32 protein-coding genes and 1 pseudogene are annotated in these 25,636 nt (G+C 67.6%); 27 read left to right on the forward strand and 6 right to left on the reverse strand.

The annotated features are described in order from the left end of the window. Positions 1 to 15 precede the first annotated feature (15 nt). From ABZ716_RS10115 to ABZ716_RS10140, 6 genes are all read right to left on the reverse strand, one after another. Positions 16 to 1,056, reverse strand: a complete 1,041-nt coding sequence (locus ABZ716_RS10115) for a M48 family metalloprotease (RefSeq protein WP_358957992.1) — start codon at positions 1,054 to 1,056, stop codon at positions 16 to 18. After that, positions 1,053 to 2,000 (reverse strand): hypothetical protein, encoded by a 948-nt coding sequence (locus ABZ716_RS10120; protein WP_358957994.1) that lies wholly within the window; start codon positions 1,998 to 2,000, stop codon positions 1,053 to 1,055. The genes ABZ716_RS10115 and ABZ716_RS10120 overlap by 4 nt, the downstream gene beginning before the upstream one ends. Positions 2,001 to 2,016: 16 nt before the next feature. Beyond that, on the reverse strand, positions 2,017 to 4,149 hold the full coding sequence (locus tag ABZ716_RS10125) for a hypothetical protein (protein ID WP_358957997.1): 2,133 nt from the start codon (positions 4,147 to 4,149) through the stop codon (positions 2,017 to 2,019). Further along, a complete protein-coding gene (locus tag ABZ716_RS10130) occupies positions 4,146 to 4,937 on the reverse strand; it encodes a hypothetical protein (RefSeq protein WP_358957999.1) in 792 nt (263 codons plus the stop codon). The genes ABZ716_RS10125 and ABZ716_RS10130 overlap by 4 nt, the downstream gene beginning before the upstream one ends. A 132-nt stretch (positions 4,938 to 5,069) precedes the next feature. Next, complete coding sequence (locus tag ABZ716_RS10135) at positions 5,070 to 5,783, reverse strand: Crp/Fnr family transcriptional regulator (protein WP_358958002.1); 714 nt, start codon at positions 5,781 to 5,783, stop codon at positions 5,070 to 5,072. Positions 5,784 to 5,844: 61 nt separating this feature from the next. Then, on the reverse strand, positions 5,845 to 8,322 hold the full coding sequence (locus ABZ716_RS10140; protein ID WP_358958005.1) for a YfhO family protein: 2,478 nt from the start codon (positions 8,320 to 8,322) through the stop codon (positions 5,845 to 5,847). 423 nt (positions 8,323 to 8,745) lie between these two features. Here ABZ716_RS10140 and rpsL point away from each other — a divergent pair, with 423 nt between their 5' ends. The 27 genes and pseudogenes from rpsL (at position 8,746) to ABZ716_RS10275 (ending at position 25,627) form a co-directional block, all read left to right on the forward strand. Then, positions 8,746 to 9,117: a 30S ribosomal protein S12 gene (gene rpsL / locus ABZ716_RS10145; RefSeq protein WP_007265893.1), complete on the forward strand. Its 372-nt coding sequence runs from the start codon at positions 8,746 to 8,748 to the stop codon at positions 9,115 to 9,117. 2 nt (positions 9,118 to 9,119) lie between these two features. Continuing rightward, a complete protein-coding gene (gene rpsG / locus ABZ716_RS10150; protein WP_007265894.1) occupies positions 9,120 to 9,590 on the forward strand; it encodes a 30S ribosomal protein S7 in 471 nt (156 codons plus the stop codon). 39 nt (positions 9,591 to 9,629) lie between these two features. Further along, the gene (gene fusA, locus ABZ716_RS10155; protein ID WP_351878353.1) at positions 9,630 to 11,762 is read left to right on the forward strand and encodes an elongation factor G; all 2,133 of its coding nucleotides are present in this window, start codon (positions 9,630 to 9,632) and stop codon (positions 11,760 to 11,762) included. Positions 11,763 to 11,913: 151 nt separating this feature from the next. Beyond that, entirely contained in the window at positions 11,914 to 13,107 is a 1,194-nt protein-coding gene (gene tuf, locus ABZ716_RS10160; RefSeq protein ID WP_042812325.1) for an elongation factor Tu, read from the forward strand. 701 nt (positions 13,108 to 13,808) lie between these two features. Beyond that, entirely contained in the window at positions 13,809 to 14,117 is a 309-nt protein-coding gene (rpsJ, locus tag ABZ716_RS10165) for a 30S ribosomal protein S10 (RefSeq protein WP_003948644.1), read from the forward strand. Between the two features lie 14 nt (positions 14,118 to 14,131). Continuing rightward, the gene (gene rplC / locus ABZ716_RS10170) at positions 14,132 to 14,776 is read left to right on the forward strand and encodes a 50S ribosomal protein L3 (protein WP_042812328.1); all 645 of its coding nucleotides are present in this window, start codon (positions 14,132 to 14,134) and stop codon (positions 14,774 to 14,776) included. Between the two features lie 4 nt (positions 14,777 to 14,780). Next, the gene (gene rplD / locus ABZ716_RS10175; RefSeq protein ID WP_030959024.1) at positions 14,781 to 15,431 is read left to right on the forward strand and encodes a 50S ribosomal protein L4; all 651 of its coding nucleotides are present in this window, start codon (positions 14,781 to 14,783) and stop codon (positions 15,429 to 15,431) included. A gap of 20 nt (positions 15,432 to 15,451) precedes the next feature. After that, a pseudogene (rplW, locus tag ABZ716_RS10180) lies at positions 15,452 to 15,754 on the forward strand (50S ribosomal protein L23); the annotation flags it as partial. A 39-nt stretch (positions 15,755 to 15,793) separates the two neighbouring features. After that, the gene (gene rplB, locus ABZ716_RS10185) at positions 15,794 to 16,630 is read left to right on the forward strand and encodes a 50S ribosomal protein L2 (RefSeq protein WP_007265902.1); all 837 of its coding nucleotides are present in this window, start codon (positions 15,794 to 15,796) and stop codon (positions 16,628 to 16,630) included. A 12-nt stretch (positions 16,631 to 16,642) separates the two neighbouring features. Next, entirely contained in the window at positions 16,643 to 16,924 is a 282-nt protein-coding gene (gene rpsS / locus ABZ716_RS10190; RefSeq protein ID WP_003956461.1) for a 30S ribosomal protein S19, read from the forward strand. Positions 16,925 to 16,967: 43 nt separating this feature from the next. After that, positions 16,968 to 17,315 (forward strand): 50S ribosomal protein L22, encoded by a 348-nt coding sequence (rplV, locus tag ABZ716_RS10195; RefSeq protein ID WP_007265904.1) that lies wholly within the window; start codon positions 16,968 to 16,970, stop codon positions 17,313 to 17,315. Then, the gene (rpsC, locus tag ABZ716_RS10200) at positions 17,315 to 18,154 is read left to right on the forward strand and encodes a 30S ribosomal protein S3 (RefSeq protein ID WP_007265905.1); all 840 of its coding nucleotides are present in this window, start codon (positions 17,315 to 17,317) and stop codon (positions 18,152 to 18,154) included. Before rplV ends, rpsC begins: the two co-directional genes overlap by 1 nt. A gap of 5 nt (positions 18,155 to 18,159) precedes the next feature. After that, positions 18,160 to 18,579, forward strand: coding sequence for a 50S ribosomal protein L16 (gene rplP / locus ABZ716_RS10205; protein WP_007265906.1), 420 nt, complete (start codon positions 18,160 to 18,162; stop codon positions 18,577 to 18,579). Beyond that, entirely contained in the window at positions 18,579 to 18,803 is a 225-nt protein-coding gene (gene rpmC, locus ABZ716_RS10210; RefSeq protein WP_079429299.1) for a 50S ribosomal protein L29, read from the forward strand. Before rplP ends, rpmC begins: the two co-directional genes overlap by 1 nt. Continuing rightward, positions 18,803 to 19,084, forward strand: coding sequence for a 30S ribosomal protein S17 (gene rpsQ, locus ABZ716_RS10215; RefSeq protein WP_358812081.1), 282 nt, complete (start codon positions 18,803 to 18,805; stop codon positions 19,082 to 19,084). The genes rpmC and rpsQ overlap by 1 nt, the downstream gene beginning before the upstream one ends. Positions 19,085 to 19,203: 119 nt before the next feature. Continuing rightward, positions 19,204 to 19,572 carry a 50S ribosomal protein L14 gene (gene rplN / locus ABZ716_RS10220; protein WP_003956455.1) on the forward strand — a complete coding sequence of 123 codons (369 nt, stop codon included), beginning with the start codon at positions 19,204 to 19,206 and terminating at the stop codon, positions 19,570 to 19,572. Positions 19,573 to 19,574: 2 nt separating this feature from the next. Next, entirely contained in the window at positions 19,575 to 19,886 is a 312-nt protein-coding gene (gene rplX / locus ABZ716_RS10225) for a 50S ribosomal protein L24 (RefSeq protein WP_351878344.1), read from the forward strand. Continuing rightward, positions 19,886 to 20,437 (forward strand): 50S ribosomal protein L5, encoded by a 552-nt coding sequence (gene rplE, locus ABZ716_RS10230; RefSeq protein ID WP_351878340.1) that lies wholly within the window; start codon positions 19,886 to 19,888, stop codon positions 20,435 to 20,437. Before rplX ends, rplE begins: the two co-directional genes overlap by 1 nt. Positions 20,438 to 20,442: 5 nt before the next feature. Then, complete coding sequence (locus ABZ716_RS10235; RefSeq protein WP_003956452.1) at positions 20,443 to 20,628, forward strand: type Z 30S ribosomal protein S14; 186 nt, start codon at positions 20,443 to 20,445, stop codon at positions 20,626 to 20,628. Between the two features lie 219 nt (positions 20,629 to 20,847). Beyond that, positions 20,848 to 21,246 (forward strand): 30S ribosomal protein S8, encoded by a 399-nt coding sequence (rpsH, locus tag ABZ716_RS10240; protein WP_079429302.1) that lies wholly within the window; start codon positions 20,848 to 20,850, stop codon positions 21,244 to 21,246. Between the two features lie 20 nt (positions 21,247 to 21,266). After that, the gene (rplF, locus tag ABZ716_RS10245; protein ID WP_042812337.1) at positions 21,267 to 21,806 is read left to right on the forward strand and encodes a 50S ribosomal protein L6; all 540 of its coding nucleotides are present in this window, start codon (positions 21,267 to 21,269) and stop codon (positions 21,804 to 21,806) included. A 4-nt stretch (positions 21,807 to 21,810) separates the two neighbouring features. After that, complete coding sequence (gene rplR, locus ABZ716_RS10250) at positions 21,811 to 22,194, forward strand: 50S ribosomal protein L18 (protein ID WP_351878336.1); 384 nt, start codon at positions 21,811 to 21,813, stop codon at positions 22,192 to 22,194. A 45-nt stretch (positions 22,195 to 22,239) separates the two neighbouring features. Further along, the gene (rpsE, locus tag ABZ716_RS10255) at positions 22,240 to 22,842 is read left to right on the forward strand and encodes a 30S ribosomal protein S5 (protein ID WP_351878333.1); all 603 of its coding nucleotides are present in this window, start codon (positions 22,240 to 22,242) and stop codon (positions 22,840 to 22,842) included. Next, positions 22,842 to 23,024, forward strand: coding sequence for a 50S ribosomal protein L30 (rpmD, locus tag ABZ716_RS10260; RefSeq protein WP_005313525.1), 183 nt, complete (start codon positions 22,842 to 22,844; stop codon positions 23,022 to 23,024). The genes rpsE and rpmD overlap by 1 nt, the downstream gene beginning before the upstream one ends. Positions 23,025 to 23,026: 2 nt before the next feature. After that, complete coding sequence (gene rplO / locus ABZ716_RS10265) at positions 23,027 to 23,482, forward strand: 50S ribosomal protein L15 (protein ID WP_351878329.1); 456 nt, start codon at positions 23,027 to 23,029, stop codon at positions 23,480 to 23,482. A gap of 184 nt (positions 23,483 to 23,666) precedes the next feature. Beyond that, positions 23,667 to 24,980, forward strand: coding sequence for a preprotein translocase subunit SecY (gene secY / locus ABZ716_RS10270; RefSeq protein ID WP_358812082.1), 1,314 nt, complete (start codon positions 23,667 to 23,669; stop codon positions 24,978 to 24,980). Further along, positions 24,980 to 25,627: an adenylate kinase gene (locus ABZ716_RS10275; RefSeq protein WP_358812083.1), complete on the forward strand. Its 648-nt coding sequence runs from the start codon at positions 24,980 to 24,982 to the stop codon at positions 25,625 to 25,627. Before secY ends, ABZ716_RS10275 begins: the two co-directional genes overlap by 1 nt. The last annotated feature ends 9 nt before the right edge of the window (positions 25,628 to 25,636 follow it).

The following is a 25,636-nucleotide window of genomic DNA, read 5'->3' on the forward strand; positions in this document are numbered from 1 at the left end:
CGCCCTGTGGCGTTCCTAGCGCTGGTCGGCCAGGTACCGCTGGAGGTGGTGGAGGCGGGTGCGGTAGTCGGGATGGGCGGAGAGGAGCCGTGCCAGTAGGCCGTCGTCCTCGCATGCCCGACTCTCTTCGGCCAGGACGTCGTGCAGCGTTCGGGAGAGCATCGGAGCGAAGCCCAGTGCGGCAGCGTGCTCATCGGCGCGGAGCTCGGCGCGGCGTCCGACGGCGGCGGCCAGGTAGGGCAGCGGAAGCAGCAGCAGTGGCAGGCCATAGGTCAGCGCCAGGGTGGCGGTGGCGATCCCCCCGAACAGCACGATCAGGACGCCGGCGGCCACGTACGAGAACGCACTCGCGACCCGGACCAGTCCCGCGACGGCCGCGGCCAGGGCACGCCAGGCCAGCCGGCCCGGGAGGGCATACCACCAGATGAGCAGCCCTGTCCAAGCATGCCCGGCGGTGTGGTGGCCCAGCTCGTGGGCGAGTACGCCGGCCAGCTGCGCTTCCGGCAACCGCTCCAGGGCGCGTCGGGTGACCGCGACGATGTGGCCGGCGGCGGCGAGGGCGTTCAGGCCGTCGCTGTCCTCGATCCATAGCTCGTAGCGGTTGCCGTCCACCCCGGCGCGCGCGGTGACCTCGCGCCACACCGGGGTGAGCACGGCCAGCTCGGAAGGGAGCGGGTGGTGCAGCCGGAGCAGGTGACGGGCGAGGAACCGCTCGCTGGGGCGGTGGAACGTGAGCCCACCGGAAACGAGCCACAGCGCGGTCGGTACCCAGGCCGGCAGTCCGAGCCAGACTTCCCCCACCATGGCCGTTCCCAGCACGACGAGCAGGCTCGTCAGGAATCCGGGCAGGTGAAGGGCGAGGCGGCCGAGTGCGGCGGCGTCAGCGGTGCGTTGCCGGGCTCGGTAGTGGACGCGGACCCCCATGGGGTGGCGGTAGTCGAGGTCGTCGTGCTCGGGCCGGCCCTGTGGCGGGACGCGCGTGGGCGGGGCCGGTGGAGCTTGCGGGTACTGGGGGTACTCGGGCGGGGGACCGGGCGATTCTGAGGGCTTGGTCACTGTTCCGGCTCCGGGTCAGCGGGCGGACGGGGGCGGCGTCCGTAGCCGGGAGGAAGCTCCGGGAGTTCCGGGGTGGGCAGCGGGGCACGAGGGGTGGGCCCGAGCGCTTCGTTGATCTGCTCGATCATGAGCTGCCGGGTGCGGTCCAGCTCGTGGGCCTCACCGCCTTCCGATCCCAGCAGCGCCTTGACCTGGTCGAGCTGCGAGCGGAGGAGTGCGAGCTGGTGCTCCTCCATACTGTCCAGCGCGAGCCGGGTGTCTTCGGGATGCCGGGCCAGGTGCAGGGCCCAGGCGTGGATACCGCCCCGGGCGAAATGCTGTTGGTAGAAGGCGATCTTCTGGGCCTCGTACCGCTGCAGCTCCAGCTCGTGGCGGGCCGCCTGGAGACGCCGCTCGTGTTCGATGTTGTCGGCGTCACGCCGCAGACGGATCATGCAGTCGGCGCGCAGTCCGAAGCCCTCGCCGAGCGGTTTGCCCGCGCGCACCGAGGTGAGTAGCTCTTCTTCGGCAGCCGCGCTGCCCGTGATGTGAAAGCCGCGCGTCACCGGCCTGCAGGACTGCTCCAGCTCGCCGAGCAGCATCCGGGGGACGTTACGACAGCTGCTCTGGACGTATGCAGCAGGGTCGGTGACCTGCCAGGTGAGTTCTACCGTCGCCACGAACTCGTGGGCGTCGTTGTCGCTGGGCAGTGAGATCTCGGCTCGGACAGGGTGCGATCCCATGTCCACCTCGTACACGGCCGTGTAGAGACGTGTGGTCCTGGGACGCGGCCGGTTCGGTGGCAGGTACGTCATGTACGCGCCCTTCGGCGTCGTGTACACCAAGGCGTGGTCGATGTGCGTCGTCGCCCGGCCGCCGAAGTCGAAGCGGCCGATCTGGCGGACCGTGACGACGGGGTCGGTCAGCGTGGTGTGACGTCGGGCGTGCTGGTTGAAGTCGTACATCGTGCGGGCCTTCCCTTCAAGCGGGCGCGGGGTGGGTGAGTGCGACGCGAAGACGGGTGGCGACCTCCGGATACGGGCCGCCGTCCATGCCCTGGGGGTTGCGCAGCAGATAGGCCAGGCGGGACGTTTCGCGAGGGGTCACCGCCAGCTTGGCCAGCAGCGAGGCCAGCGCCCATTCCGTGTTCTCGTCCTGCTCGGCGGCCAGGACCCAGCCGCGCAGCACGTGTTCGGCCTCCTCCGTGGTGGCGCGGTCATCGAGGGCCTCACGCAGGAGCCGCACGATCGCCGGCCCCGAGGGGGTGTCGTCGTGGTCGGCGCGCGCGTACCAGTCGAGGACCAGCGGGCGCCCGTGTCCGGCCTCCTCGTCACGCCGGCCGCACGCGGTGAGGAAGCCGCGAACGGCGAGTTCGTGGGCTGAACGATGGTCGTGGAGGGTCCGGAGCAGTTCGGCGAGGACGGTGTCCGCTTCGGGCGACAGCAGGAGGAGGGCGACCGACTTCGGCAGTTCGTCGCGCACCTGCTGGTCCGGCTTCTCCTTGCCGTGCTGCCGTTGTGCCTGCGCGCGCAGGGCGGCGAGGGCGGCCTGCGGGCGCTCGGGCCCGATCAGGCCCTGGGCCCGCACCGCGACCCAACAGGGGCGGGGATCGTCCGCGTCCGCACTCCAGCCGTCGATGATGCGGGGAATGTTCGGCGCATCGATCTGATGGGCGAGAGTGAGCGCACTGACCGCCGTCGTCCGCTTCCGCGCCTTGTCCGAGCGGGCCCAGGGCTCGATGATCAGAGCCATCGTGGATGGCAGGTCCGTGCGCGCGAGCACTGCGGCGGTGGCGGCGGCGCGGGTGCGCACCAGTGGGCGGCCGTCGTCCGCGAGCCCGTCCATCCACTTCACCAGGGCAGGGCGGGCGGCGGGGTGGCCGGTCCATACCTCGGGCAGTAGGACCAGTGCCGTCCGGTCGTCGCGGAAGGCAGCCTTCAGCTGGGTGACCTCCCCCCACTCGGTGTCCTCCGGCTCCGCGTATGTTTTCGCCCGGGCGAGCTCGAGCCGCTTGCCGATATGGGTGCTGAAGACAGGGATGGCCTCGTACCGTTTGGGGTCGCCGACCCGTTGGAGCTCGGAGTACAGCAGGTCGCTGAGTTCTGCCGTCAGCGCGTACGGGCCGCCGTCGAAGGCGGCTAGGGCGATGAGGAACGCCTTTTCCCGGAGGTGGACGATCTCTTCGGGTTCCGCGAACCACTCGCGCACCTGGTTCTTCAGCGCGCGCAGGGAGTATTCGGCCAGCTCGCCCTCGTCGCACTGGCCCACGGCGTACTGGCGTAACTCGGTCGCGTATCCGACAACCTCACGGAGCTGATGATCGCGGGAGAGGAAGTCGTCGACCGCCGGCAGGCCGAGCAGGCGGGAAGTGGCTGCGGCTCCGACGTCCGCAGTCAGCCGGGCGGCCAGGACAGCCTTTGGGCCAGGGGGTTTCCACCCCTCCGGGCGGATGGCGTCCTCCAGGTACGCCCCGATGCCGACGGTGATCACCAGATGGGTCTTCCGTTCGCGCATGAGGTCGCGGAGGGCGTTGAACTGAGCTTCACGCAGGGGCTCGTCGCGGCTGGTGGCCAGGTCGCACAGCACGTAGCCGGCTGCCTTGCCGGGTGTGGCGAACATGCCTGTGAGCTTCCCCGGTGCCGTGGTTCCGTCCAGGGCGTGTATCGGGATGGCCCCCACGGAACGCAGGAGCATCAGCGCAGCGGTCCGCCGTCCGGTGAAAGGCGTACCCATGAGGACGAGGATCCGCTCCTTCAGGAGGCGGTCGCGCAACTGCGCGAAGCGGGTGCCCTCCTCCACGAAGACGTCGGACAGCCGGTCCAGGTACGGAGGCGGGATCTCCCCCGACGCGGGGGCGCCGCTGCCGAGCCCTCCGAAGCTGTAGTGGATCTCGGTGGTGACATTGCCGATGATCCGGTCCGCCACGACGCCGTGGTTGGTGCCGTCGAACGCCATCGACCTCGGTGCGTGAGCGCGCAGCTCACGGCGGGTGGCCCACGGCTGCTGGGCCACTTCCTCAGGCTTCTTCTCCTTCCCGTCCGGAGTGCCGTCCTCAGTCGCTGCCTGTTCGGACTCGTCGTCGGGGCCTGCCGGCTGGTCCGGCTGATCGCTCACCGACGATCACCGAAGATGATGTCGCCGTGGACCACGCCGGCACGAACGGCGTTGCCCTCGATGTGGCCGGCGATGATCCCGTCGTTGACGCCCTGGACCTGGATGCCGGCGGCAGACGGCCGGCTTCGGGCGGAGGCATCCTTCCCTTCCCCCGCTCCTCCAGGTCCTCGTGGTCCCTCCGACGTGGGGGCTGTCGGCGGCTCGGCGGCCGTTCCCGTCGGCAGAGGTCCGTGCAGCCAGGCATGGAGTGGACCGTTTTTGGTGGGCACGATGACCTCGTGGAACTCCTCCGCGGGGATCCCCGGGTGGTTATGCCGCACGATCCCGTTGTGAACGGAAGCGGAGACACAGAGGACGTGGGGGTCCGTCCGCTCGCGCAGCGCCGCCCGCAGCGGTTCGCCGTCCAGGAGCCGACAGGCTTCGTTGAGGTCGGTGCCCACCCAGCCCTCGTGTTCGTCGATCATCACCATTCCGCTCGCGAGCACGACCCGGAGCCGGAGCTGCGCCGAGTTGGCGGCCAACCGGTTGATCGCACGGAGTTGGGCCGGGATCTCCGTCAACAGGGTGCGGAGCAGAACGTTCAGTGGAACGTGCGGGTCGATCAGTTCCATGACTGCGTCACCCCGGTCGGCGCGCAGCCGTAACGTCTGCTCGACCCCGGCGGCGAGCAGGGTCCGGTCGACGACGTCGTACAGCATCCGGCGCAGATATGCCTGCTGGACGTCGTCGCGATCGCTGTAGCGCTCCGTGTCGACGAGCAGGAAGGTGCGGGGAAGCGGGTTGGCCATGATCGCCTCTCGTGACGGGTTTCCGCGGTGGACGGGAAGGGTGATGTGACAAGAGAGTGGCGCAGGCGGGCGCACCCCCGTGAGGGTGGATGGCACATGGGGAATGTGACGGCCTGCACTGAAGGGAAGGGATCAGCCCTCGTGCTGTGACTGCGCGATCCGCCGCAGCACGTCCGGCCGGAGGATCACCAGCGCGCGGCGCCCCGTGATGACGATGCCGCGGTCGCGCAGCTCTTTGAGGTGGCGCTGAACCATCTCGCGGGACGCCCCGACGGCTCCGGCGAGTTCCTGTTTGGTCAGGGGGACGGCGACTTCCACACCCTCCTCGGTGCGCCGCCCGTGGGTTCGCGCCAGGTCCTGGAGCAGGACGGCGAGCCGCTCCCGCACACTCAGCGAGGCGAACTCCAGCCGTCGCCGGTCGCCCGCGCGCGTGCGGTCGGAGGTGAGGGCGAGGAGCTGGAAGGCAGCGGCGGGGACGCGTGCGAGGAAGGCACGGAAACGCTCGGCATCGACGGCCACGGCCCGTACCGGTTCGAGTGCGGTCACATCGGCGGAGCGGGCGCGACCGGTGAGGGCGGCGGATTCACCGACGATGTCGCCCGGGCCGCGCAACGCGAGCAGGGCCTCCTTGCCGTTGGCGGCGGAGGCCGTGACCTTCGTCCAGCCGTGGAGGATCAGCAGGACATGGGAGGCCGGTTCGTCCTGGTGGATGAGCCGGGCCCGGGGCGCGAAGGTCAGCTCCCGGCCGAGTTCCCGTAACGCGGTGCCGTCCTCCGCTTCCAGGCGGGCCAGGAAGGGGACCCGGTCGTCCAGCCCTCCGTCGCCCGCCACCTGCTCCGCTGCCATGTGCGCCCCTAGGTCGTCAGGGCGGTCAATGTACTGGCCACTGCGGGTGCGCGGCGGCGGATTAGCCGATCTCGCGGCGGCGGCGGTTGTTGAGGTGGGTGGTGGTGGTGACCGAGGCCAGGGTGAGGAGGGAGAGGGCCGCGGCTGCCAGGCCCGGGGTGAGGCCCTTGGGGGTGTAGGTGCAGGAGAGGTGGCGGGTGCCCTGGGGGAGGGGGACGGCCAGGAGGCCGTGGAAGGGGGTGGTGGGGGAGGAGCACTGCCAGCCCGGGATGTCCGTCAGGGCGAAGACGGCCGTGCCGGTGGAGCCGGCGGGGAGGGTGGCCTCGATGGTGTGGCCGCCGACGTGGACCGAGGTGGCGCCCGTGGTGGTGAGGTTCCGGACCCGGGTGTCGAGGGCCGCGCGGTCCAGGCAGCCGATCGGGTTCGGGCCGGCCGTGGCGTTCTCGGTGCGGGTGTCGACCGTCGCGGTGACCGTGCCCGACGCGGGGACCGGGCCCAGGGGCAGGACCCCGCTCATGCGGTCCTCCAGGGGCAGGGAGCGGTCGCCGGTGCGGAGGGTGCCGTGGAGGTCGGGGGAGTACCAGTACGCCTCGGAGCCGGGGGTGCAGGCGGCCGTGTACGTCTGGGAGGCGGGGGTGCCGGTGCGGGTGACCGGGGGGACGGCGTAGACGGTCGCGCCCAGGACGTTCTCCTGGCGGGCGTAGACCGAGCCGGCGGGGTTCGGGGAGGTGTACGGGCCGGGGCGGACCGTGACCAGGGGCGGGGCGGGCTGCCTCGTCGCCGTCCAGGTGCCGGGGGCCGCGCCCGGGCGGACGCGGGCGCCGATCGAGAAAATGGCGTCCAGGACCGGGTTGTCGGCGCCGAAGAAGGTCCGGCCGTCGTTCTTGTAGCCGTACCCCAGGGGCTCCAGGGCCCGGTACGTGGCCTCCGGGAGGTAGCTGCTGTAGTACTGCGGGCCCTCCGCCCCCAGGGCCAGGGCGTCGTTGTACGAGGTCTGCGGCGCGCCCGAGTCCGTCCGGTAGGCCGGCCAGCCGTCCACCGCGCGGACGGCCTCGTAGTGGTTCGTGATCGAGCGGCTGGAGGTGGCGGCCGGCTTGGCCCAGCGCTCGCGGGAGCGGCGGGCGTCCGCGCTCGCCGCCGCCGCGGTGGACTCCACGAAGACCACCCCGATCATCAGCACGGCCGCCAGGGGGAGGAGGAGGCGGTGCTTCCCGGAGAGGTGCAGCAGGGTCAGGGCCACCAGGGACACGGCCCCGCCGCCCAGGACGGCCGGCCAGGTCCAGCCGCCGAAGTCGTCGGTGTGCCGCAGCACGAACGCCGCCACGACCAGCAGGCCGGCGGACAGCGCCAGGTGCAGCGGACGCGGGCGGTGGGCCAGGGCCAGCCAGGCCAGCACCACCACCATCCCGCTGAACACGAACGTCTCGCGGTACGGGTTGCCGTTCGGCACCGCCAGGCCGTGCCACACGTACTGGGTCGGCGGGAACTGGAAGGAGACCAGGACCAGCAGCGTGGCCGCCGCCCAGACCAGCCGGGTACGGCCCGCGATCCGCGTGCTGAGCAGGAAGCTCCCCGCCAGGATCAGGCCCAGCGAGGCCACGTACAGGCGCGGCCGGCCGCCCCACAGGTGGGTGGCCGGGAGCAGGCCGGCCAGGAAGACGTCCAGGCGCACCGGGTCGAAGGCCGCGGCCTTCGTCGGCTGCGAGGCGCCGCTGGACAGGAACGACGGCAGCAGGAGGGGCAGGGTGAGCAGGATGCCCGTGACGGCCGCCGTGGCCGCGCGCACGAGCGCCCGCAGACGCTGCCGCCCGGTCAGGTCCAGGGTGAGCAGACGGACGCCCAGCAGCACGCAGGCGGCCATCGTGGCCATCATCGCCGTGTAGAAGTTCCCGTACCAGGCGAGGGCCACCAGCAGGGCCGCGCCCGTCCAGCGCCGGCCCTCCAGGCACCACTCCACCGCGATGCCGAGCAGCGGCAGGGCCACCAGGCCCCACAGCCACATGGGGATGTACGAGGCGTCGCTGAGCGCCCACCCGCACAGCCCGTAGCAGGCGCCGAGGACTCCGCGCTGCCACCACGGGCCGCGTTGCAGCTTCCCCAGGTAGACGGTCATCAGCGCGGCCGCCGCGCCCATCGTGACCGGGGTGACCAGGAAGACGGCCAGGTCCACATGGGCCCGCGGGACCAGGACGGCCAGCCAGGAGAACGGGTTGCCGAGGTAGGTGTAGTAGTCGGACAGGAACTGCTGTCCGAAGCCGCCGCGCCAGCTGAACAGCACGTCACCGGCGGCCTGGCCGTGGACCAGGTCCCACAGGGCGCGGTGGAAGGGCACGTACTGGTTGGCCTGGTCGTTGACGGCCCGGCCGGTGTGGCCGAAGGGGAAGCTGCCGCGGGCCGCCCAGGAGGCGCAGAAGGCGCCCGAGGTGAGGAGGAAGGCCAGCAGGGGGCCGTAGAGGCGGGAGAGGGCGGCGCGGCGCCGCGGCGCGGGGCCGGGGGGCGGGACTGCGGCCGTCTTCGGCTCCGAGGTGACCGTCCCCAATGTCCTGCTCCTGGCGCTCGTACGGTTTTGAACTGACTCGCGGGATTCGCAGGCAGTGTAGTTCGGGCGGCCCCGCCCCCGTGGTCCGCGAGCCCTACCACGCCCGTCCGGCTCGCGCGCGGCCGACCCGGCATCCGGGGGTCCTGGCCAAGGGGCGCCTGAGCTGCGGGGCCGGGCGGAGGGTAGCGCCGCGGCCTATGTTTTGACCGGAGTGGATGCGGTGGGTACGCTCAGACCTTGTGCCTGGGGTGTGCCTGGGCTCTCGTGCGTGTCCATCAACCGCACGGCGAGCCGTATCGGCCACCGCGATTCATGCGTCTCCACGCTTGCGTGGAGCTCCGCCGGATCCGACACACCCGACCGCGTGGGTCGGGAAAGTTCCAGGTTAGCTTCACTACACGGCACACAGAAACCGGAGAAGTAGTGCCTACGATCCAGCAGCTGGTCCGGAAGGGCCGGCAGGACAAGGTCGAGAAGACGAAGACCCCCGCGCTTGAGGCTTCGCCTCAGCGTCGTGGCGTCTGCACGCGAGTGTTCACGACCACCCCGAAGAAGCCGAACTCGGCGCTCCGTAAGGTCGCGCGTGTGCGTCTGACCTCCGGCATCGAGGTCACCGCTTACATTCCGGGTGAGGGTCACAACCTGCAGGAGCACTCGATCGTGCTCGTGCGTGGTGGCCGTGTGAAGGACCTGCCGGGTGTTCGTTACAAGATCATCCGCGGTGCGCTTGACACGCAGGCAGTCAAGAACCGCAAGCAGGCCCGCAGCCGCTACGGCGCCAAGAAGGAGAAGTAAGAATGCCTCGTAAGGGCCCCGCCCCGAAGCGCCCGGTCATCATCGACCCGGTCTACGCCTCTCCTCTGGTGACCTCGCTCATCAACAAGATCCTCCTGAACGGCAAGCGCTCCACCGCCGAGCGCATCGTTTACGGCGCCATGGAGGGCCTCCGCGAGAAGACCGGCAACGACCCGGTCATCACGCTGAAGCGCGCGCTGGAGAACGTCAAGCCGTCGCTCGAGGTCAAGTCCCGCCGTGTCGGTGGCGCGACCTACCAGGTTCCCGTCGAGGTCAAGCCGGGTCGTCAGTCGACCCTGGCGCTCCGCTGGCTCGTGGGTTACTCCCGCGCCCGCCGCGAGAAGACCATGACCGAGCGCCTGATGAACGAGCTGCTCGACGCCTCGAACGGCCTCGGTGCGGCCGTCAAGAAGCGCGAGGACACGCACAAGATGGCCGAGTCCAACAAGGCCTTCGCGCACTACCGCTGGTAGTCGCAACCCACATCGAGACCGAGAGAAGACCGAAGCCTTATGGCTACCACTTCGCTTGACCTGGCCAAGGTGCGCAACATCGGCATCATGGCCCACATCGACGCGGGCAAGACGACCACCACCGAGCGCATCCTGTTCTACACCGGTGTGTCTTACAAGATCGGTGAGGTCCACGACGGCGCCGCCACGATGGACTGGATGGAGCAGGAGCAGGAGCGCGGCATCACCATCACGTCCGCCGCGACGACCTGCCACTGGCCGCTCGAGGACGTCGACCACACCATCAACATCATCGACACCCCGGGTCACGTGGACTTCACGGTCGAGGTGGAGCGTTCGCTCCGCGTCCTCGACGGTGCCGTCACCGTGTTCGACGGTGTCGCCGGTGTGGAGCCGCAGTCCGAGACCGTTTGGCGTCAGGCGGACCGCTACGGCGTCCCGCGTATCTGCTTCGTCAACAAGCTCGACCGTACCGGCGCCGAGTTCATGCGCTGCGTCGACATGATCAAGGACCGCCTCGGTGCGGTTCCGATCGTGATGCAGCTGCCGATCGGTGCCGAGGCGGACTTCAAGGGCGTCGTCGACCTGGTCCGTATGAAGGCCCTCGTGTGGTCCGCCGAGGCCACCAAGGGCGAGATGTACGACATCGTCGACATCCCGGCCTCGCACACCGAGCTGGCCGAGGAGTGGCGCGCCACCCTCGTCGAGCAGGTCGCCGAGAACGACGAAGAGATGATGGAGCTGTTCCTGGAGGGCACCGAGCCCACCGAGGAGCAGCTGCACGCGGCCGTGCGCCGTATCATCCTCGGCTCCGGCAAGGGCAAGGGCGAGCCCACGATCACCGCGGTCTTCTGCGGTACGGCGTTCAAGAACAAGGGCGTCCAGCCCCTGCTCGACGCCGTCGTGCGCTACCTCCCGTCGCCGCTCGACATCGAGGCCATCGAGGGCCACGACGTCAAGGACCCCGAGGTCGTCGTCAAGCGCAAGCCGTCGGACGAGGAGCCCCTCGCCGCGCTCGCGTTCAAGATCATGAGCGACCCGCACCTCGGCAAGCTCACCTTCGTCCGGGTTTACTCGGGCCGCCTGGAGGCCGGCACCGCGGTGCTGAACTCCGTCAAGGGCAAGAAGGAGCGCATCGGCAAGATCTACCGCATGCACGCGAACAAGCGTGAGGAGATCGACTCGGTGGGCGCCGGCGACATCGTCGCGGTCATGGGCCTGAAGCAGACCACCACCGGTGAGACGCTGTGTGACGACAAGAACCAGGTGATCCTGGAGTCCATGGACTTCCCGGCCCCGGTCATCCAGGTCGCCATCGAGCCCAAGTCCAAGGGTGACCAGGAGAAGCTGGGTGTCGCCATCCAGCGTCTCGCGGAGGAGGACCCCTCCTTCCACGTTCACTCGGACGAGGAGACGGGCCAGACCATCCTCGGCGGTATGGGCGAGCTGCACCTCGAGGTGCTGGTCGACCGTATGAAGCGCGAGTTCAAGGTCGAGGCCAACGTCGGCAAGCCGCAGGTCGCGTACCGCGAGACGATCCGCAAGGCCGTCGAGCGTCACGACTACACCCACAAGAAGCAGACCGGTGGTACCGGTCAGTTCGCCAAGGTGCAGATCGCGATCGAGCCCATCACCGAGGCCGACGGCCCGGCGTACGAGTTCGTGAACAAGGTCACCGGTGGCCGCGTGCCGAAGGAGTACATCCCTTCGGTCGACGCCGGTGCGCAGGAGGCCATGCAGTTCGGCATCCTCGCCGGCTACGAGATGACGGGCGTCCGCGTCACGCTTCTCGACGGTGGCTACCACGAGGTCGACTCCTCCGAGCTCGCCTTCAAGATCGCCGGTTCGCAGGCTTTCAAGGAAGCCGCGCGCAAGGCTTCTCCCGTGCTCCTCGAGCCGATGATGGCCGTCGAGGTCACCACGCCGGAGGAGTCCATGGGTGACGTCATCGGTGACATCAACTCCCGCCGTGGCCAGATCCAGGCCATGGAGGACCGTCACGGAGCCAAGATCGTCAAGGGCCTCGTGCCGCTTTCGGAGATGTTCGGCTACGTCGGAGACCTCCGCAGCAAGACCTCGGGTCGCGCCAGCTACTCGATGCAGTTCGACTCCTACGCCGAGGTTCCCCGGAACGTCGCTGAGGAGATCATCGCGAAGGCCAAGGGCGAGTAACTCTTCCGAGTACACGCTTTAGGCTTGCCACCGGAGCCCCAGGGGCAACAGGAGCAACCCTCCCGTTGCCCCGGGGGACCGGCTATCCAGCAAAGATCACCTGGCGCCGACGATCATCAAGGCGTACAGAACCACTCTCAGGAGGACCCCCGTGGCGAAGGCGAAGTTCGAGCGGACTAAGCCGCACGTCAACATCGGCACCATCGGTCACATTGACCACGGTAAGACGACCCTCACGGCCGCCATTACCAAGGTGCTGCACGACAAGTACCCGGACCTGAACGCGGCCTCGGCGTTCGACCAGATCGACAAGGCTCCTGAGGAGCGCCAGCGCGGTATCACCATCTCCATCGCGCACGTCGAGTACCAGACCGAGGCGCGTCACTACGCCCACGTCGACTGCCCGGGTCACGCGGACTACATCAAGAACATGATCACCGGTGCCGCCCAGATGGACGGCGCCATCCTCGTGGTCGCCGCCACCGACGGCCCGATGCCGCAGACCAAGGAGCACGTGCTCCTGGCCCGCCAGGTCGGCGTTCCGTACATCGTCGTCGCCCTGAACAAGGCCGACATGGTGGACGACGAGGAGATCCTGGAGCTCGTCGAGCTCGAGGTCCGTGAGCTGCTCTCCGAGTACGACTTCCCGGGCGACGACCTTCCGGTCGTCCAGGTCTCCGCGCTGAAGGCGCTCGAGGGCGACAAGGAGTGGGGTGACAAGCTCCTCGGCCTGATGGACGCCGTGGACGAGGCCATCCCGACCCCGCCGCGTGACACCGACAAGCCGTTCCTGATGCCCGTCGAGGACGTCTTCACGATCACCGGTCGTGGCACCGTCGTCACCGGCCGCATCGAGCGTGGTGTCCTGAAGGTCAACGAGACCGTTGACATCATCGGCATCAAGCAGGAGAAGACCACCACCACGGTCACCGGCATCGAGATGTTCCGCAAGCTGCTCGACGAGGGCCAGGCCGGCGAGAACGTCGGTCTGCTCCTCCGTGGCATCAAGCGCGAGGACGTCGAGCGCGGCCAGGTCATCATCAAGCCCGGTTCGGTCACGCCGCACACCGAGTTCGAGGCCGCCGCGTACATCCTGTCGAAGGACGAGGGTGGCCGTCACACCCCGTTCTTCAACAACTACCGCCCGCAGTTTTACTTCCGCACCACGGACGTGACCGGCGTCGTTACCCTCCCCGAGGGCACCGAGATGGTCATGCCGGGCGACAACACCGACATGTCCGTCCAGCTGATCCAGCCGGTCGCCATGGAGGAGGGCCTGAAGTTCGCCATCCGTGAGGGTGGTCGTACGGTCGGCGCCGGCCAGGTCACCAAGATCACGAAGTAATTCGTGTTCTGACCTGGTAGCCCACGCGAGCGGGCACCATGTATGACGCGAGGGCCCCTCTCCCACCGCTCAGGCGGCGGGAGAGGGGCCCTCGTCGTGTTCCGGCACTCGGGGCCGGCCTGGCGCGGCCCGGGGGGCGGATACGGGCAGAGGTCGCAGATCGGCTGATCCGCCCCGGGAAGGTGTGGGGCAGGTCTCGCGGAGGGTCCCGGCGACGGTCCGATCAAGGCCCGGCCTGGGAGAACTCCGGCCCGCCGAACGGGTGCTGTGGTTTGACGTGATCGCCCGGAGGGGTATTGTCTTCGGCCCGATTGGCCAGGCGCGTGTCTCGTATGGCAGACTACTCAAGTTGCTCGGCTGTGTGCCGATGCTGCGCGCCTCCCGCCGGGAGGACCGGAAGCGAGTCCCACAGTACTCGTCGTCCTTAATCTGCCTCTCGGGGCAGCAATGAGGGCGGACGTACGGGAATCTTCTGGGAAGCGTTCGCACGGCAGGCACCAGGCACTCGGTGGGTGTTTCTCCCCCCGAAGCGCGGTCCAGGGCCGCACCCCCTTGAACGAGGGAGTTCCCGTATGGGGATTTTCTCGGAGGGAGTGCGACACGCCCGACCGCGTGGGTCGGAGGAGAGGCGGCGGAACCCCGTTCCGCAGCCGGCCGGGAGCCAGAGCGTTTCCACATAGAGACAGGACTACGGAGTAGCCATGGCGGGACAGAAGATCCGCATCCGGCTCAAGGCCTACGACCACGAGGTCATCGACTCCTCGGCGAAGAAGATCGTCGAGACGGTGACGCGCACTGGTGCGTCGGTCGCGGGCCCGGTGCCGCTGCCCACTGAGAAGAACGTGTACTGCGTCATCAAGTCGCCGCACAAGTACAAGGACTCGCGCGAGCACTTCGAGATGCGCACGCACAAGCGCCTGATCGACATCCTCGACCCGACGCCCAAGACCGTTGACTCGCTGATGCGCCTGGACCTTCCGGCCGGCGTTGACATCGAGATCAAGCTCTGAGAGGCGCGGAGAAGATGGCTAAGCAGATCAAGGGCGTCCTGGGCGAGAAGCTCGGCATGACCCAGGTCTGGGACGAGAACAACCGTGTCGTCCCGGTGACCGTTGTCAAGGCCGGGCCCTGCGTCGTTACCCAGGTCCGTACCAATGACACCGACGGCTACGAGTCGGTCCAGATCGCCTTCGGCGAGATCGACCCTCGCAAGGTGAACAAGCCCCTCAAGGGCCACTTCGCCAAGGCCGACGTGACCCCGCGCCGCCACCTGGTGGAGCTGCGCACCTCCGACGCCAGCGAGTACACGCTCGGCCAGGAGATCACTGCCGCTGTGTTCGAGTCCGGCGTCAAGGTTGACGTCACGGGCAACAGCAAGGGCAAGGGCTTCGCCGGTGTCATGAAGCGCCACAACTTCCGGGGCCTCGGCGCCGGTCACGGTGTGCAGCGCAAGCACCGCTCCCCCGGTTCGATCGGTGGCTGTGCCACCCCTGGGCGTGTCTTCAAGGGCATGCGCATGGCCGGTCGCATGGGTAACGAGCGCGTCACCACCCAGAACCTGACCATCCACGCGGTTGACGCGGAGAAGGGTCTGCTCCTCATCAAGGGCGCGGTCCCCGGTCCGAACGGCGGCCTCGTCCTGGTCCGTACCGCGGCCAAGGGGGCTTGAGGTAATGAGCACCATTGACATCCTTTCGCCGGCAGGCGACAAGGCCGGTACCGTCGAGCTCCCCGCGGAGATCTTCGACGCGAAGACCAGCGTTCCGCTGATCCACCAGGTCGTCGTCGCCCAGCTGGCTGCTGCCCGTCAGGGCACGCACAAGACCAAGACCCGTGGCGAAGTCCGTGGTGGTGGCAAGAAGCCGTACCGCCAGAAGGGCACCGGCCGCGCCCGTCAGGGTTCGACCCGCGCTCCGCAGTTCGCCGGCGGTGGCGTCGTCCACGGCCCGCAGCCGCGTGACTACTCGCAGCGCACCCCGAAGAAGATGAAGGCCGCCGCCCTCCGCGGTGCCCTCTCGGACCGTGCGCGTCACTCCCGCATCCACGTCGTCACCGGCGTGGTCGAGGGTGCCGCCTCCACGAAGGCCGCCAAGACGCTGTTCGGCAAGATCTCGGAGCGCAAGAACCTGCTCCTGGTCGTCGAGCGCGCCGACGAGGCCGCGTGGCTGTCCGCCCGCAACCTGCCCCAGGTTCACATCCTGGAGCCGGGCCAGCTGAACACGTACGACGTGATCGTCTCTGACGACGTGGTCTTCACCCAGGCCGCGCTCGAGTCCTTCGTGTCTGGCCCCAAGGCCGACGAGACCGAAGGGAGCGACGCCTGATGTCTGAGGCGACCGTTACCAGCAAGACCTTCACCGACCCGCGCGACCTGCTGATCAAGCCGGTCGTCTCGGAGAAGAGCTACGCGCTGCTGGACGAGAACAAGTACACGTTCATCGTCGCGCCCGGCGCCAACAAGACCCAGATCAAGCAGGCCGTCGAGGCGGTCTTCTCGGTCAAGGTCACCGGGGTCAACACGATCAACCGTCAGGGTAAGCGCAAGCGCACCAAGACCGGTTTCGGCAAGCGCGCCAACACCAAGCGCGCCATCGTGACCCTTGCCGAGGGCAACCGTATCGACATCTTCGGCGGCCAGACCTCCTAACGGAGGTCTAGTCGTCCGGAATCGGACGAGGACTGAGAAATGGGTATCCGCAAGTACAAGCCGACGACCCCGGGCCGTCGTGGCTCCAGCGTCGCCGACTTTGTCGAGATCACGCGGTCCACGCCGGAGAAGTCGCTGGTCCGCCCCCTGCACAGCAAGGGCGGCCGTAACAACACCGGTCGTGTGACCGTTCGCCACCAGGGCGGTGGCCACAAGCGCGCCTACCGCGTGATCGACTTCCGTCGTCACGACAAGGACGGCGTGCCGGCCAAGGTCGCGCACATCGAGTACGACCCCAACCGCACCGCGCGCATCGCGCTGCTGCACTACGCCGACGGCGAGAAGCGCTACATCATCGCGCCGCGCGGTCTGCAGCAGGGTGACCGGATCGAGAACGGCCCGACGGCCGACATCAAGCCGGGCAACAACCTCGCGCTGCGCAACATCCCGGTCGGTACGACCATCCACGCCATCGAGCTGCGTCCCGGCGGCGGTGCGAAGTTCGCCCGCTCCGCGGGTGCCTCCGTGCAGCTGCTCGCGAAGGAGGGCGTGATGGCCCACCTCCGCATGCCGTCCGGTGAGATCCGTCTCGTCGACGCGCGCTGCCGCGCCACGGTCGGCGAGGTCGGCAACGCCGAGCAGTCGAACATCAACTGGGGCAAGGCCGGCCGCATGCGCTGGAAGGGCGTCCGCCCGACCGTCCGCGGTGTCGCGATGAACCCGGTTGACCACCCGCACGGTGGTGGTGAGGGCAAGACCAGTGGTGGTCGCCACCCGGTCTCCCCGTGGGGTCAGAAGGAGGGTCGTACTCGCTCGCCGAAGAAGGCTTCGAGCAAGTACATCGTCCGCCGCCGCAAGACGAACAAGAAGCGCTAGGAGCGGGTTTAGATGCCGCGCAGTCTCAAGAAGGGACCCTTCGTCGACGACCACCTCATCAAGAAGGTGGACGTCCAGAACGAAGCCGGTACCAAGAACGTCATCAAGACCTGGTCCCGTCGCTCGATGATCGTCCCGGCCATGCTGGGTCACACGATCGCGGTGCACAACGGCAAGACCCACGTCCCGGTGTTCGTCACCGAGTCGATGGTCGGCCACAAGCTCGGCGAGTTCTCGCCGACTCGCACCTTCCGCGGCCACGTCAAGGACGACCGGAAGTCGAAGCGCCGCTAATCGCGGGGTGGTTACGACTATGACTAACACCGAAGGGACAACCATGGAAGCCAGGGCCCAGGCGCGGTACATCCGCGTCACGCCCATGAAGGCCCGCCGAGTGGTGGACCTCATCCGTGGCATGGATGCCACGGAGGCTCAGGCGGTCCTGCGTTTCGCCCCGCAGGCCGCGAGCGTGCCGGTCGGCAAGGTGCTGGACAGCGCCATTGCCAACGCCGCACACAACTACAACCACCCGGACGCCTCCACGCTGGTCATCAGCGAGGCGTACGTGGACGAGGGCCCGACCCTGAAGCGGTTCCGTCCGCGTGCCCAGGGCCGTGCCTACCGGATCCGCAAGCGGACCAGCCACATCACCGTGGTCGTCAGCAGCAAGGAAGGTTCCCGGTAATGGGCCAGAAGGTAAACCCGCACGGGTTCCGACTCGGCATCACCACGGACTTCAAGTCGCGTTGGTACGCCGACAAGCTGTACAAGGACTACGTCAAGGAAGACGTCGCCATCCGTCGGATGATGACGTCCGGCATGGAGCGCGCCGGCATCTCGAAGGTTGAGATCGAGCGCACCCGTGACCGCGTGCGTGTGGACATCCACACCGCCCGTCCCGGCATCGTCATCGGCCGCCGTGGCGCCGAGGCCGACCGCATCCGCGGTGACCTCGAGAAGCTCACGGGCAAGCAGGTCCAGCTGAACATCCTCGAGGTCAAGAACCCCGAGCTCGACGCTCAGCTGGTTGCCCAGGCCGTTGCCGAGCAGCTCTCCTCCCGCGTCTCCTTCCGTCGTGCCATGCGCAAGAGCATGCAGGGCACCATGAAGGCCGGCGCCAAGGGCATCAAGATCCAGTGCGGTGGCCGTCTCGGCGGCGCCGAGATGTCCCGCTCCGAGTTCTACCGCGAGGGTCGTGTGCCGCTGCACACGCTGCGCGCGAACGTGGACTACGGCTTCTTCGAGGCCAAGACCACCTTCGGCCGGATCGGCGTGAAGGTCTGGATCTACAAGGGCGACGTCAAGAACATCGCCGAGGTTCGCGCCGAGAACGCTGCGGCCCGTGCGGGTAACCGCCCGGCCCGTGGTGCCGGCGCTGGCGACCGTCCCGCCGGCCGTGGTGGCCGTGGTGGCGAGCGCGGCGGCCGTGGTGGCCGCAAGCCGCAGCAGGCTGCTGGTGCCGAGGCCCCCAAGGCCGACGCTCCCGCCGCCGCTCCGGCCGAGAGCACCGGAACGGAGGCCTGACCGACATGCTGATCCCTCGTAGGGTCAAGCACCGCAAGCAGCACCACCCGAAGCGCAGCGGTATGGCCAAGGGCGGTACTGAGGTCTCGTTCGGCGAGTACGGCATCCAGGCGCTCACCCCCGCCTACGTGACGAACCGCCAGATCGAGGCGGCTCGTATCGCGATGACCCGCCACATCAAGCGTGGCGGCAAGGTCTGGATCAACATCTACCCGGACCGCCCGCTGACGAAGAAGCCCGCCGAGACCCGCATGGGTTCCGGTAAGGGTTCCCCCGAGTGGTGGATCGCGAACGTGCACCCGGGCCGGGTCATGTTCGAGCTGTCCTACCCGAACGAAAAGATTGCGCGTGAGGCTCTCACTCGTGCGGCCCACAAGCTGCCGATGAAGTGCCGCATCGTCAAGCGCGAGGCAGGTGAGTCGTGATGGCGACGGGAACCAAGGCGTCCGAGCTCCGCGAGCTCGGCAACGAGGAGCTCGTTGCCAAGCTGCGCGAGGCCAAGGAAGAGCTGTTCAAGCTCCGTTTCCAGGCGGCCACCGGTCAGCTGGAGAACAACGGCCGGCTCAAGTCCGTCCGTAAGGACATCGCTCGCATCTACACCCTGATGCACGAGCGTGAGCTCGGTATCGAGACGGTGGAGAGCGCCTGATGAGCGAGAAGAACGTGACTGAGAAGACCGACCGCGGCTTCCGCAAGACCCGTGAGGGCCTGGTCGTCAGCGACAAGATGGACAAGACCGTCGTCGTCGCCGTCGAGGACCGCGTCAAGCACGCCCTGTACGGCAAGGTCATCCGCCGTACGAACAAGCTCAAGGCTCACGACGAGCAGAACGCTGCCGGTGTCGGCGACCGCGTCCTCATCATGGAGACGCGTCCGCTGTCGGCGAGCAAGCGCTGGCGCATCGTCGAGATCCTCGAGAAGGCCAAGTAATTACCTGAGGCCCTGAACAAGAAGTTCAGGGGCCCCTCGGGTCAGTTCCGCCAGGCTCGGTCGGGGCCTCCCTTCGCGGGGGCCCCGGCCGGGAACCGGCAGACAAACAGGAGATAGACGTGATCCAGCAGGAGTCGCGACTGCGTGTCGCCGACAACACTGGTGCCAAGGAGATCCTTTGCATCCGTGTTCTCGGTGGCTCCGGTCGCCGCTACGCGGGCATCGGTGACGTCATCGTCGCCACCGTCAAGGATGCGATCCCCGGTGGCAACGTGAAGAAGGGTGACGTCGTCAAGGCGGTCATCGTTCGCACCGTCAAGGAGCGCCGCCGCCAGGACGGCTCGTACATCCGCTTCGACGAGAACGCCGCTGTCATTCTGAAGAACGACGGCGACCCTCGCGGCACCCGTATCTTCGGCCCCGTGGGCCGTGAGCTGCGCGAGAAGAAGTTCATGAAGATCATCTCGCTCGCGCCGGAGGTGCTGTAAGCATGAAGATCAAGAAGGGCGACCTGGTCCAGGTCATCACCGGTAAGGACAAGGGCAAGCAGGGCAAGGTCATCGCGGCCATGCCCAGCGAGAACCGCGTCCTGGTCGAGGGTGTCAACCGGGTCAAGAAGCACACCAAGGCCGGGCAGAACCAGGCCGGCGGCATCGTGATCACCGAGGCCCCCGTCCACGTTTCCAACGTCCAGCTGGTCGTGGAGAAGGACGGCAAGAAGGTCGTCACCCGCGTCGGTTACCGCTTCGACGAAGAGGGCAACAAGATCCGCGTTGCCAAGCGCACGGGTGAGGACATCTGATGGCTACCACTCCGCGTCTGAAGACGAAGTACCGCGAGGAGATCGCGGGCAAGCTGCGTGACGAGTTCAAGTACGAGAACGTCATGCAGATCCCCGGTCTCGTCAAGATCGTCGTGAACATGGGTGTCGGCGACGCCGCCCGTGACTCGAAGCTGATCGACGGTGCCATCCGCGACCTCACCACGATCACCGGTCAGAAGCCGGCCGTCACCAAGGCCCGCAAGTCCATCGCGCAGTTCAAGCTGCGTGAGGGCCAGCCGATCGGTGCGCACGTCACCCTCCGCGGTGACCGCATGTGGGAGTTCCTGGACCGCACCCTGTCGCTCGCGCTGCCGCGCATCCGCGACTTCCGCGGCCTGTCGCCGAAGCAGTTCGACGGCCGTGGCAACTACACCTTCGGTCTCACGGAGCAGGTCATGTTCCACGAGATCGACCAGGACAAGATCGACCGCGTCCGGGGTATGGACATCACCGTGGTGACCACGGCGACCAACGACGCTGAGGGCCGCGCGCTCCTCCGTCACCTCGGCTTCCCGTTCAAGGAGGCATAAGCGAGATGGCGAAGAAGGCTCTCATCGCGAAGGCTGCCCGTAAGCCCAAGTTCGGTGTGCGTGCGTACACCCGCTGCCAGCGCTGCGGTCGCCCCCACTCCGTGTACCGCAAGTTCGGCCTGTGCCGCGTGTGCCTTCGTGAGATGGCTCACCGTGGCGAGCTGCCGGGCGTGACCAAGAGCTCCTGGTAAATCCCTTCACCCTTTGGGTGTTGAGGTTTCCAGAAGCTCTCGGTAAGCATCTGGGCCGGCGGAGGCCCCGCCCCCATGCCGTAGGCTAGTGGGGTTGGGCGTCCGCCGCCCGTCGACTTACTACGCCGTAGGTCCCCGCGCCGCACCCGTCCCGCCCCTGTGTGGGGAGAGGGATGGCGCATACAGGAAACCCCGGCGAGAGAGGCCGAAGGCCGATTCATGACCATGACTGACCCGATCGCAGACATGCTGACTCGTCTGCGTAACGCAAACTCGGCGTACCACGACCAGGTCGTGATGCCGCACAGCAAGATCAAGTCGCACATCGCGGAAATCCTCAAGCAGGAGGGTTTCATCACCGGCTGGAAGGTCGAGGACGCCGAGGTCGGTAAGAACCTCGTCCTCGAGCTGAAGTTCGGTCCGAACCGCGAGCGTTCGATCGCCGGCATCAAGCGGATCTCGAAGCCGGGTCTGCGCGTGTACGCGAAGTCCACCAACCTGCCGAAGGTCCTCGGCGGCCTGGGCGTGGCGATCATCTCCACGTCCCACGGTCTCCTGACCGGCCAGCAGGCGCAGAAGAAGGGCGTGGGTGGGGAAGTCCTCGCCTACGTCTGGTAGTCGGGAACGGAGGAATAGCTATGTCTCGTATCGGCAAGCTCCCCATCCCGGTTCCCGCCGGCGTGGACGTCACCATCGATGGCCGCACGGTCACCGTCAAGGGCTCCAAGGGTTCCCTGACGCACACCGTCGCTGCCCCCATCGAGATCGTTAAGGGCGAGGACGGCGTTCTGAACGTCACCCGTCCGAACGACGAGCGTCAGAACAAGGCCCTCCACGGCCTGTCCCGCACGCTGGTGGCCAACATGATCACCGGTGTGACCACGGGATACACCAAGGCGCTCGAGATCAGCGGTGTCGGTTACCGCGTGGCCGCGAAGGGCTCCGACCTGGAGTTCCAGCTCGGCTACAGCCACCCGATCCTGGTGGAGGCGCCCGAGGGCATCTCCTTCAAGGTCGAGTCTCCGACCAAGTTCTCGGTCGAGGGCATCGACAAGCAGAAGGTCGGCGAGGTCGCGGCGAACATCCGCAAGCTGCGGAAGCCCGACCCGTACAAGGCCAAGGGCGTCAAGTACGCCGGCGAGGTCATCCGCCGCAAGGTCGGAAAGGCTGGTAAGTAAAGCCATGGCATACGGTGTGAAGATCGCCAAGGGCGACGCTTACAAGCGCGCTGCGAAGGCGCGCCGCCACATTCGCATTCGCAAGAACATGTCGGGTACGGCGGAGCGTCCGCGCCTCGTCGTGACGCGTTCGAACCGCGGTATCACCGCTCAGGTGATCGACGACCTCAAGGGTCACACCCTGGCGTCGGCGTCCCACCTGGACGCGTCGGTCCGTGGTGGCGAGGGCGACAAGTCCGCGCAGGCCAAGCAGGTCGGCGCCCTGGTCGCCGAGCGCGCCAAGGCTGCCGGTGTCGAGACCGTCGTGTTCGACCGTGGTGGCAACAGGTACGCCGGGCGCATTGCCGCTCTGGCTGACGCCGCCCGCGAAGCCGGGCTGAAGTTCTAAGCCCCGGTTCCGGGACTAACGGACGTAACAGAGAGAGGTAATCCAATGGCTGGACCCCAGCGCCGCGGCAGCGGTGCCGGTGGCGGCGAGCGGCGGGACCGGAAGGGTCGCGACGGTGGCGCTGCCGCCGAGAAGACCGCTTACGTTGAGCGCGTTGTCGCGATCAACCGCGTCGCCAAGGTTGTCAAGGGTGGTCGTCGCTTCAGCTTCACCGCGCTCGTCGTGGTGGGTGACGGTGACGGCACCGTAGGTGTCGGTTACGGCAAGGCCAAGGAAGTTCCCGCGGCCATCGCCAAGGGTGTCGAGGAAGCCAAGAAGAACTTCTTCAAGGTTCCGCGCATCCAGGGCACCATCCCTCACCCGATTCAGGGCGAGAAGGCGGCGGGCGTCGTCATGCTCAAGCCGGCTTCCCCGGGTACCGGTGTTATCGCCGGTGGTCCGGTGCGTGCCGTGCTGGAGTGCGCCGGCGTTCACGACATCCTGTCGAAGTCGCTCGGCTCTTCCAACGCGATCAACATCGTGCACGCGACCGTGGCGGCCCTCCAGGGCCTGCAGCGTCCCGAGGAGATCGCGGCTCGCCGTGGTCTGCCCCTCGAGGACGTCGCCCCCGCGGCTCTGCTCCGTGCACGTGCAGGGGCGGGTGTGTGATGGCTCGCCTCAAGATCACGCAGACGAAGTCGTACATCGGCAGCAAGCAGAACCACCGCGACACCCTTCGTTCGCTCGGGCTCAAGCGCCTGAACGACGTGGTCGTCAAGGAGGACCGTCCCGAGTTCCGCGGCATGGTGCACACCGTCCGCCACCTCGTGACGGTTGAGGAGGTTGACTAATCATGGCTGACAACAGCCCGCTGAAGGCTCACAACCTCCGTCCCGCCCCCGGTGCCAAGACCGCGAAGACCCGTGTGGGTCGCGGTGAGGCGTCGAAGGGTAAGACGGCTGGTCGTGGTACCAAGGGTACGAAGGCCCGCTACCAGGTTCCGCAGCGCTTCGAGGGTGGCCAGATGCCCCTCCACATGCGCCTGCCGAAGCTGAAGGGCTTCAAGAACCCGTTCCGCACCGAGTTCCAGGTCGTGAACCTGGACAAGCTCGCGGCCCTCTACCCCGAGGGTGGAGAGGTCACGGTGGCCGACCTGGTCGCCAAGGGCGCGGTGCGCAAGAACAGCCTCGTCAAGGTCCTGGGCCAGGGCGAGCTCTCCGTGGCGCTGACGGTTTCGGTTGACGCCGTCTCCGCCTCCGCCAAGGAGAAGATTGCCGCCGCCGGCGGCTCCGTGACCGAGCTCGTCTAAGACGAACTCAGTGACAAATAGCTAAAACCCGACCGGGGATGCCTCACATATGGGGCATCCCCGGTCGGTCGTTCCACGGGGGGCGCAGTCGCCGGTAAGGTGGCCTGCACCTTTGCTTGTACGTATTCGTCGATCCTCAGACCGTCACCTCTGACGCAGTAGCGCGGGGGTCGCAGGAGGCACCGTGCTCACCGCGTTCGCCCGGGCGTTCAAGACGCCCGACCTGCGCAAGAAGCTGCTCTTCACGCTCGGCATCATCGTGCTGTATCGGCTCGGGTCCCACATCCCGGTACCCGGCGTGAGCTACAAGAACGTTCAGATCTGTGTGGACCAGATGGGGAGCAGCAACAGCCTCTTCGGTCTGGTCAACATGTTCAGCGGCGGTGCGCTGCTGCAGATCACGATCTTCGCGCTCGGGATCATGCCGTACATCACCGCGAGCATCATCCTGCAGCTGCTGACCGTGGTCATCCCGAAGCTGGAGAACCTCAAGAAAGAGGGTCAGGCCGGCACTTCGAAGATCACTCAGTACACGCGCTATCTGACGGTCGCCCTCGCGATCCTCCAGGGCACGGGTCTGGTCGCCACCGCGCGGACCGGCGCCCTGTTCGGCACCTGCCCGGTGGCTCGCGAGATCGTCCCGGACCGCTCGATCTTCACCACGATCACCATGGTGATCACCATGACCGCCGGTACCTGCGTCGTCATGTGGCTCGGTGAGCTCATCACCGACCGCGGTATCGGCAACGGCATGTCGATCCTGATGTTCATCTCGATCGCGGCCGGCTTCGTCACCGCTCTGTGGACGATCAAGCTCCAGGGCAAGATCGCTGATGGCTGGGTGGAGTTCGCCGTCGTCATCCTCGTCGGTCTCGCGATGGTGGCCCTGGTGGTCTTCGTCGAGCAGGCCCAGCGCAGGATCCCCGTCCAGTACGCGAAGCGCATGATCGGCCGCCGTGCCTACGGGGGTACGTCCACCTACATCCCGCTCAAGGTGAACCAGGCCGGTGTCATCCCGGTCATCTTCGCCTCGTCGCTGCTGTACATCCCGGCCTTGATCGTGCAGTTCAGCGGTTCGACCGCGGGCTGGGCGACCTGGATCCAGAAGCACTTCGTCAAGGGCGACCACCCGTACTACATCGCCGCCTACTTCCTCCTGATCGTCTTCTTCGCGTTCTTCTACGTGGCGATCTCGTTCAACCCCGAGGAAGTTGCCGACAACATGAAGAAGTATGGTGGGTTCATCCCGGGCATCCGCGCCGGCCGGCCTACCGCTGAGTACCTGAGCTACGTACTCAACCGGATCACCTGGCCGGGCTCGCTGTACCTGGGTCTCATCGCTCTAGTGCCGACGATGGCGTTGGCCGGCTTCGGAGCGAACCAGAACTTCCCCTTCGGCGGGACGAGCATCCTGATCATCGTGGGTGTGGGTCTGGAAACCGTGAAGCAGATCGAGAGCCAGCTCCAGCAGCGCAACTACGAAGGGTTCCTCCGCTGATGCGAATCGTCCTCGTCGGACCCCCCGGGGCGGGCAAGGGAACGCAGGCCGCGTTCCTCGCCAAGAACCTGTCGATCCCGCACATCTCCACGGGCGACCTCTTCCGCGCCAACATCAGCCAGGGCACCGAGCTGGGTGTACGGGCCAAGGCGTTCATGGACGCCGGCGAGCTCGTTCCGGACGAGATCACCATCGGCATGGCCAAGGACCGCATGGAGCAGCCGGACGCCGCGGGCGGTTTCCTGCTCGACGGCTTCCCGCGCAACGTGGCCCAGGCCGAGGCGCTGGACGCGATGCTCAGCGGCGCCGGCATGAAGCTGGACGCCGTCCTCGACCTGGAGGTCGAGGAGGACGAGGTCGTCAAGCGGATCGCCGGCCGGCGGATCTGCCGCGCGGACTCCGCGCACGTGTTCCACGTGATCTACGCGGCTCCGAAGACCGAGGGTGTCTGCGACCACTGCGGTGGCGAGCTGTACCAGCGGGGCGACGACTCCGAGGACACGGTCCGCAACCGGCTTGAGGTCTACCACACGCAGACCGAGCCGATCATCGACTACTACAAGGCCCAGGGCCTGCTGGTGACCATCTCCGCCCTCGGCGAGGTGCAGGAGATCACCAAGCGGGCGATGGACGCTCTGAAGAAGTAGTCACCCCCC

Source organism: Streptomyces sp. NPDC006687 (genome assembly GCF_040636215.1).
Taxonomy (GTDB): Bacteria; Actinomycetota; Actinomycetes; order Streptomycetales; family Streptomycetaceae; genus Streptomyces.

Bases quoted from the DNA above. Each gene is read 5' to 3' on its own strand.
- ABZ716_RS10130 (WP_358957999.1), bottom strand. From the start codon at position 4,937: ATGGCCAACCCGCTTCCCCGCACCTTCCTGCTCGTCGACACGGAGCGC.
- rpsC (WP_007265905.1), top strand. From the start codon at position 17,315: ATGGGCCAGAAGGTAAACCCGCACGGGTTCCGACTCGGCATCACCACG.
- rpmD (WP_005313525.1), top strand. From the start codon at position 22,842: ATGGCTCGCCTCAAGATCACGCAGACGAAGTCGTACATCGGCAGCAAG.
- rpsQ (WP_358812081.1), top strand. From the start codon at position 18,803: ATGAGCGAGAAGAACGTGACTGAGAAGACCGACCGCGGCTTCCGCAAG.
- rpsE (WP_351878333.1), top strand. From the start codon at position 22,240: ATGGCTGGACCCCAGCGCCGCGGCAGCGGTGCCGGTGGCGGCGAGCGG.
- rplC (WP_042812328.1), top strand. From the start codon at position 14,132: ATGGCTAAGCAGATCAAGGGCGTCCTGGGCGAGAAGCTCGGCATGACC.
- rplO (WP_351878329.1), top strand. From the start codon at position 23,027: ATGGCTGACAACAGCCCGCTGAAGGCTCACAACCTCCGTCCCGCCCCC.
- rplX (WP_351878344.1), top strand. From the start codon at position 19,575: ATGAAGATCAAGAAGGGCGACCTGGTCCAGGTCATCACCGGTAAGGAC.
- rplE (WP_351878340.1), top strand. From the start codon at position 19,886: ATGGCTACCACTCCGCGTCTGAAGACGAAGTACCGCGAGGAGATCGCG.
- rpsG (WP_007265894.1), top strand. From the start codon at position 9,120: ATGCCTCGTAAGGGCCCCGCCCCGAAGCGCCCGGTCATCATCGACCCG.
- rplR (WP_351878336.1), top strand. From the start codon at position 21,811: ATGGCATACGGTGTGAAGATCGCCAAGGGCGACGCTTACAAGCGCGCT.
- ABZ716_RS10135 (WP_358958002.1), bottom strand. From the start codon at position 5,783: ATGGCAGCGGAGCAGGTGGCGGGCGACGGAGGGCTGGACGACCGGGTC.
- rpmC (WP_079429299.1), top strand. From the start codon at position 18,579: ATGGCGACGGGAACCAAGGCGTCCGAGCTCCGCGAGCTCGGCAACGAG.
- rpsJ (WP_003948644.1), top strand. From the start codon at position 13,809: ATGGCGGGACAGAAGATCCGCATCCGGCTCAAGGCCTACGACCACGAG.
- rplF (WP_042812337.1), top strand. From the start codon at position 21,267: ATGTCTCGTATCGGCAAGCTCCCCATCCCGGTTCCCGCCGGCGTGGAC.
- ABZ716_RS10235 (WP_003956452.1), top strand. From the start codon at position 20,443: ATGGCGAAGAAGGCTCTCATCGCGAAGGCTGCCCGTAAGCCCAAGTTC.
- rplB (WP_007265902.1), top strand. From the start codon at position 15,794: ATGGGTATCCGCAAGTACAAGCCGACGACCCCGGGCCGTCGTGGCTCC.
- rplV (WP_007265904.1), top strand. From the start codon at position 16,968: ATGGAAGCCAGGGCCCAGGCGCGGTACATCCGCGTCACGCCCATGAAG.
- rplP (WP_007265906.1), top strand. From the start codon at position 18,160: ATGCTGATCCCTCGTAGGGTCAAGCACCGCAAGCAGCACCACCCGAAG.
- rplD (WP_030959024.1), top strand. From the start codon at position 14,781: ATGAGCACCATTGACATCCTTTCGCCGGCAGGCGACAAGGCCGGTACC.
- rpsH (WP_079429302.1), top strand. From the start codon at position 20,848: ATGACCATGACTGACCCGATCGCAGACATGCTGACTCGTCTGCGTAAC.
- ABZ716_RS10275 (WP_358812083.1), top strand. From the start codon at position 24,980: ATGCGAATCGTCCTCGTCGGACCCCCCGGGGCGGGCAAGGGAACGCAG.
- rpsS (WP_003956461.1), top strand. From the start codon at position 16,643: ATGCCGCGCAGTCTCAAGAAGGGACCCTTCGTCGACGACCACCTCATC.
- ABZ716_RS10120 (WP_358957994.1), bottom strand. From the start codon at position 2,000: ATGTACGACTTCAACCAGCACGCCCGACGTCACACCACGCTGACCGAC.
- fusA (WP_351878353.1), top strand. From the start codon at position 9,630: ATGGCTACCACTTCGCTTGACCTGGCCAAGGTGCGCAACATCGGCATC.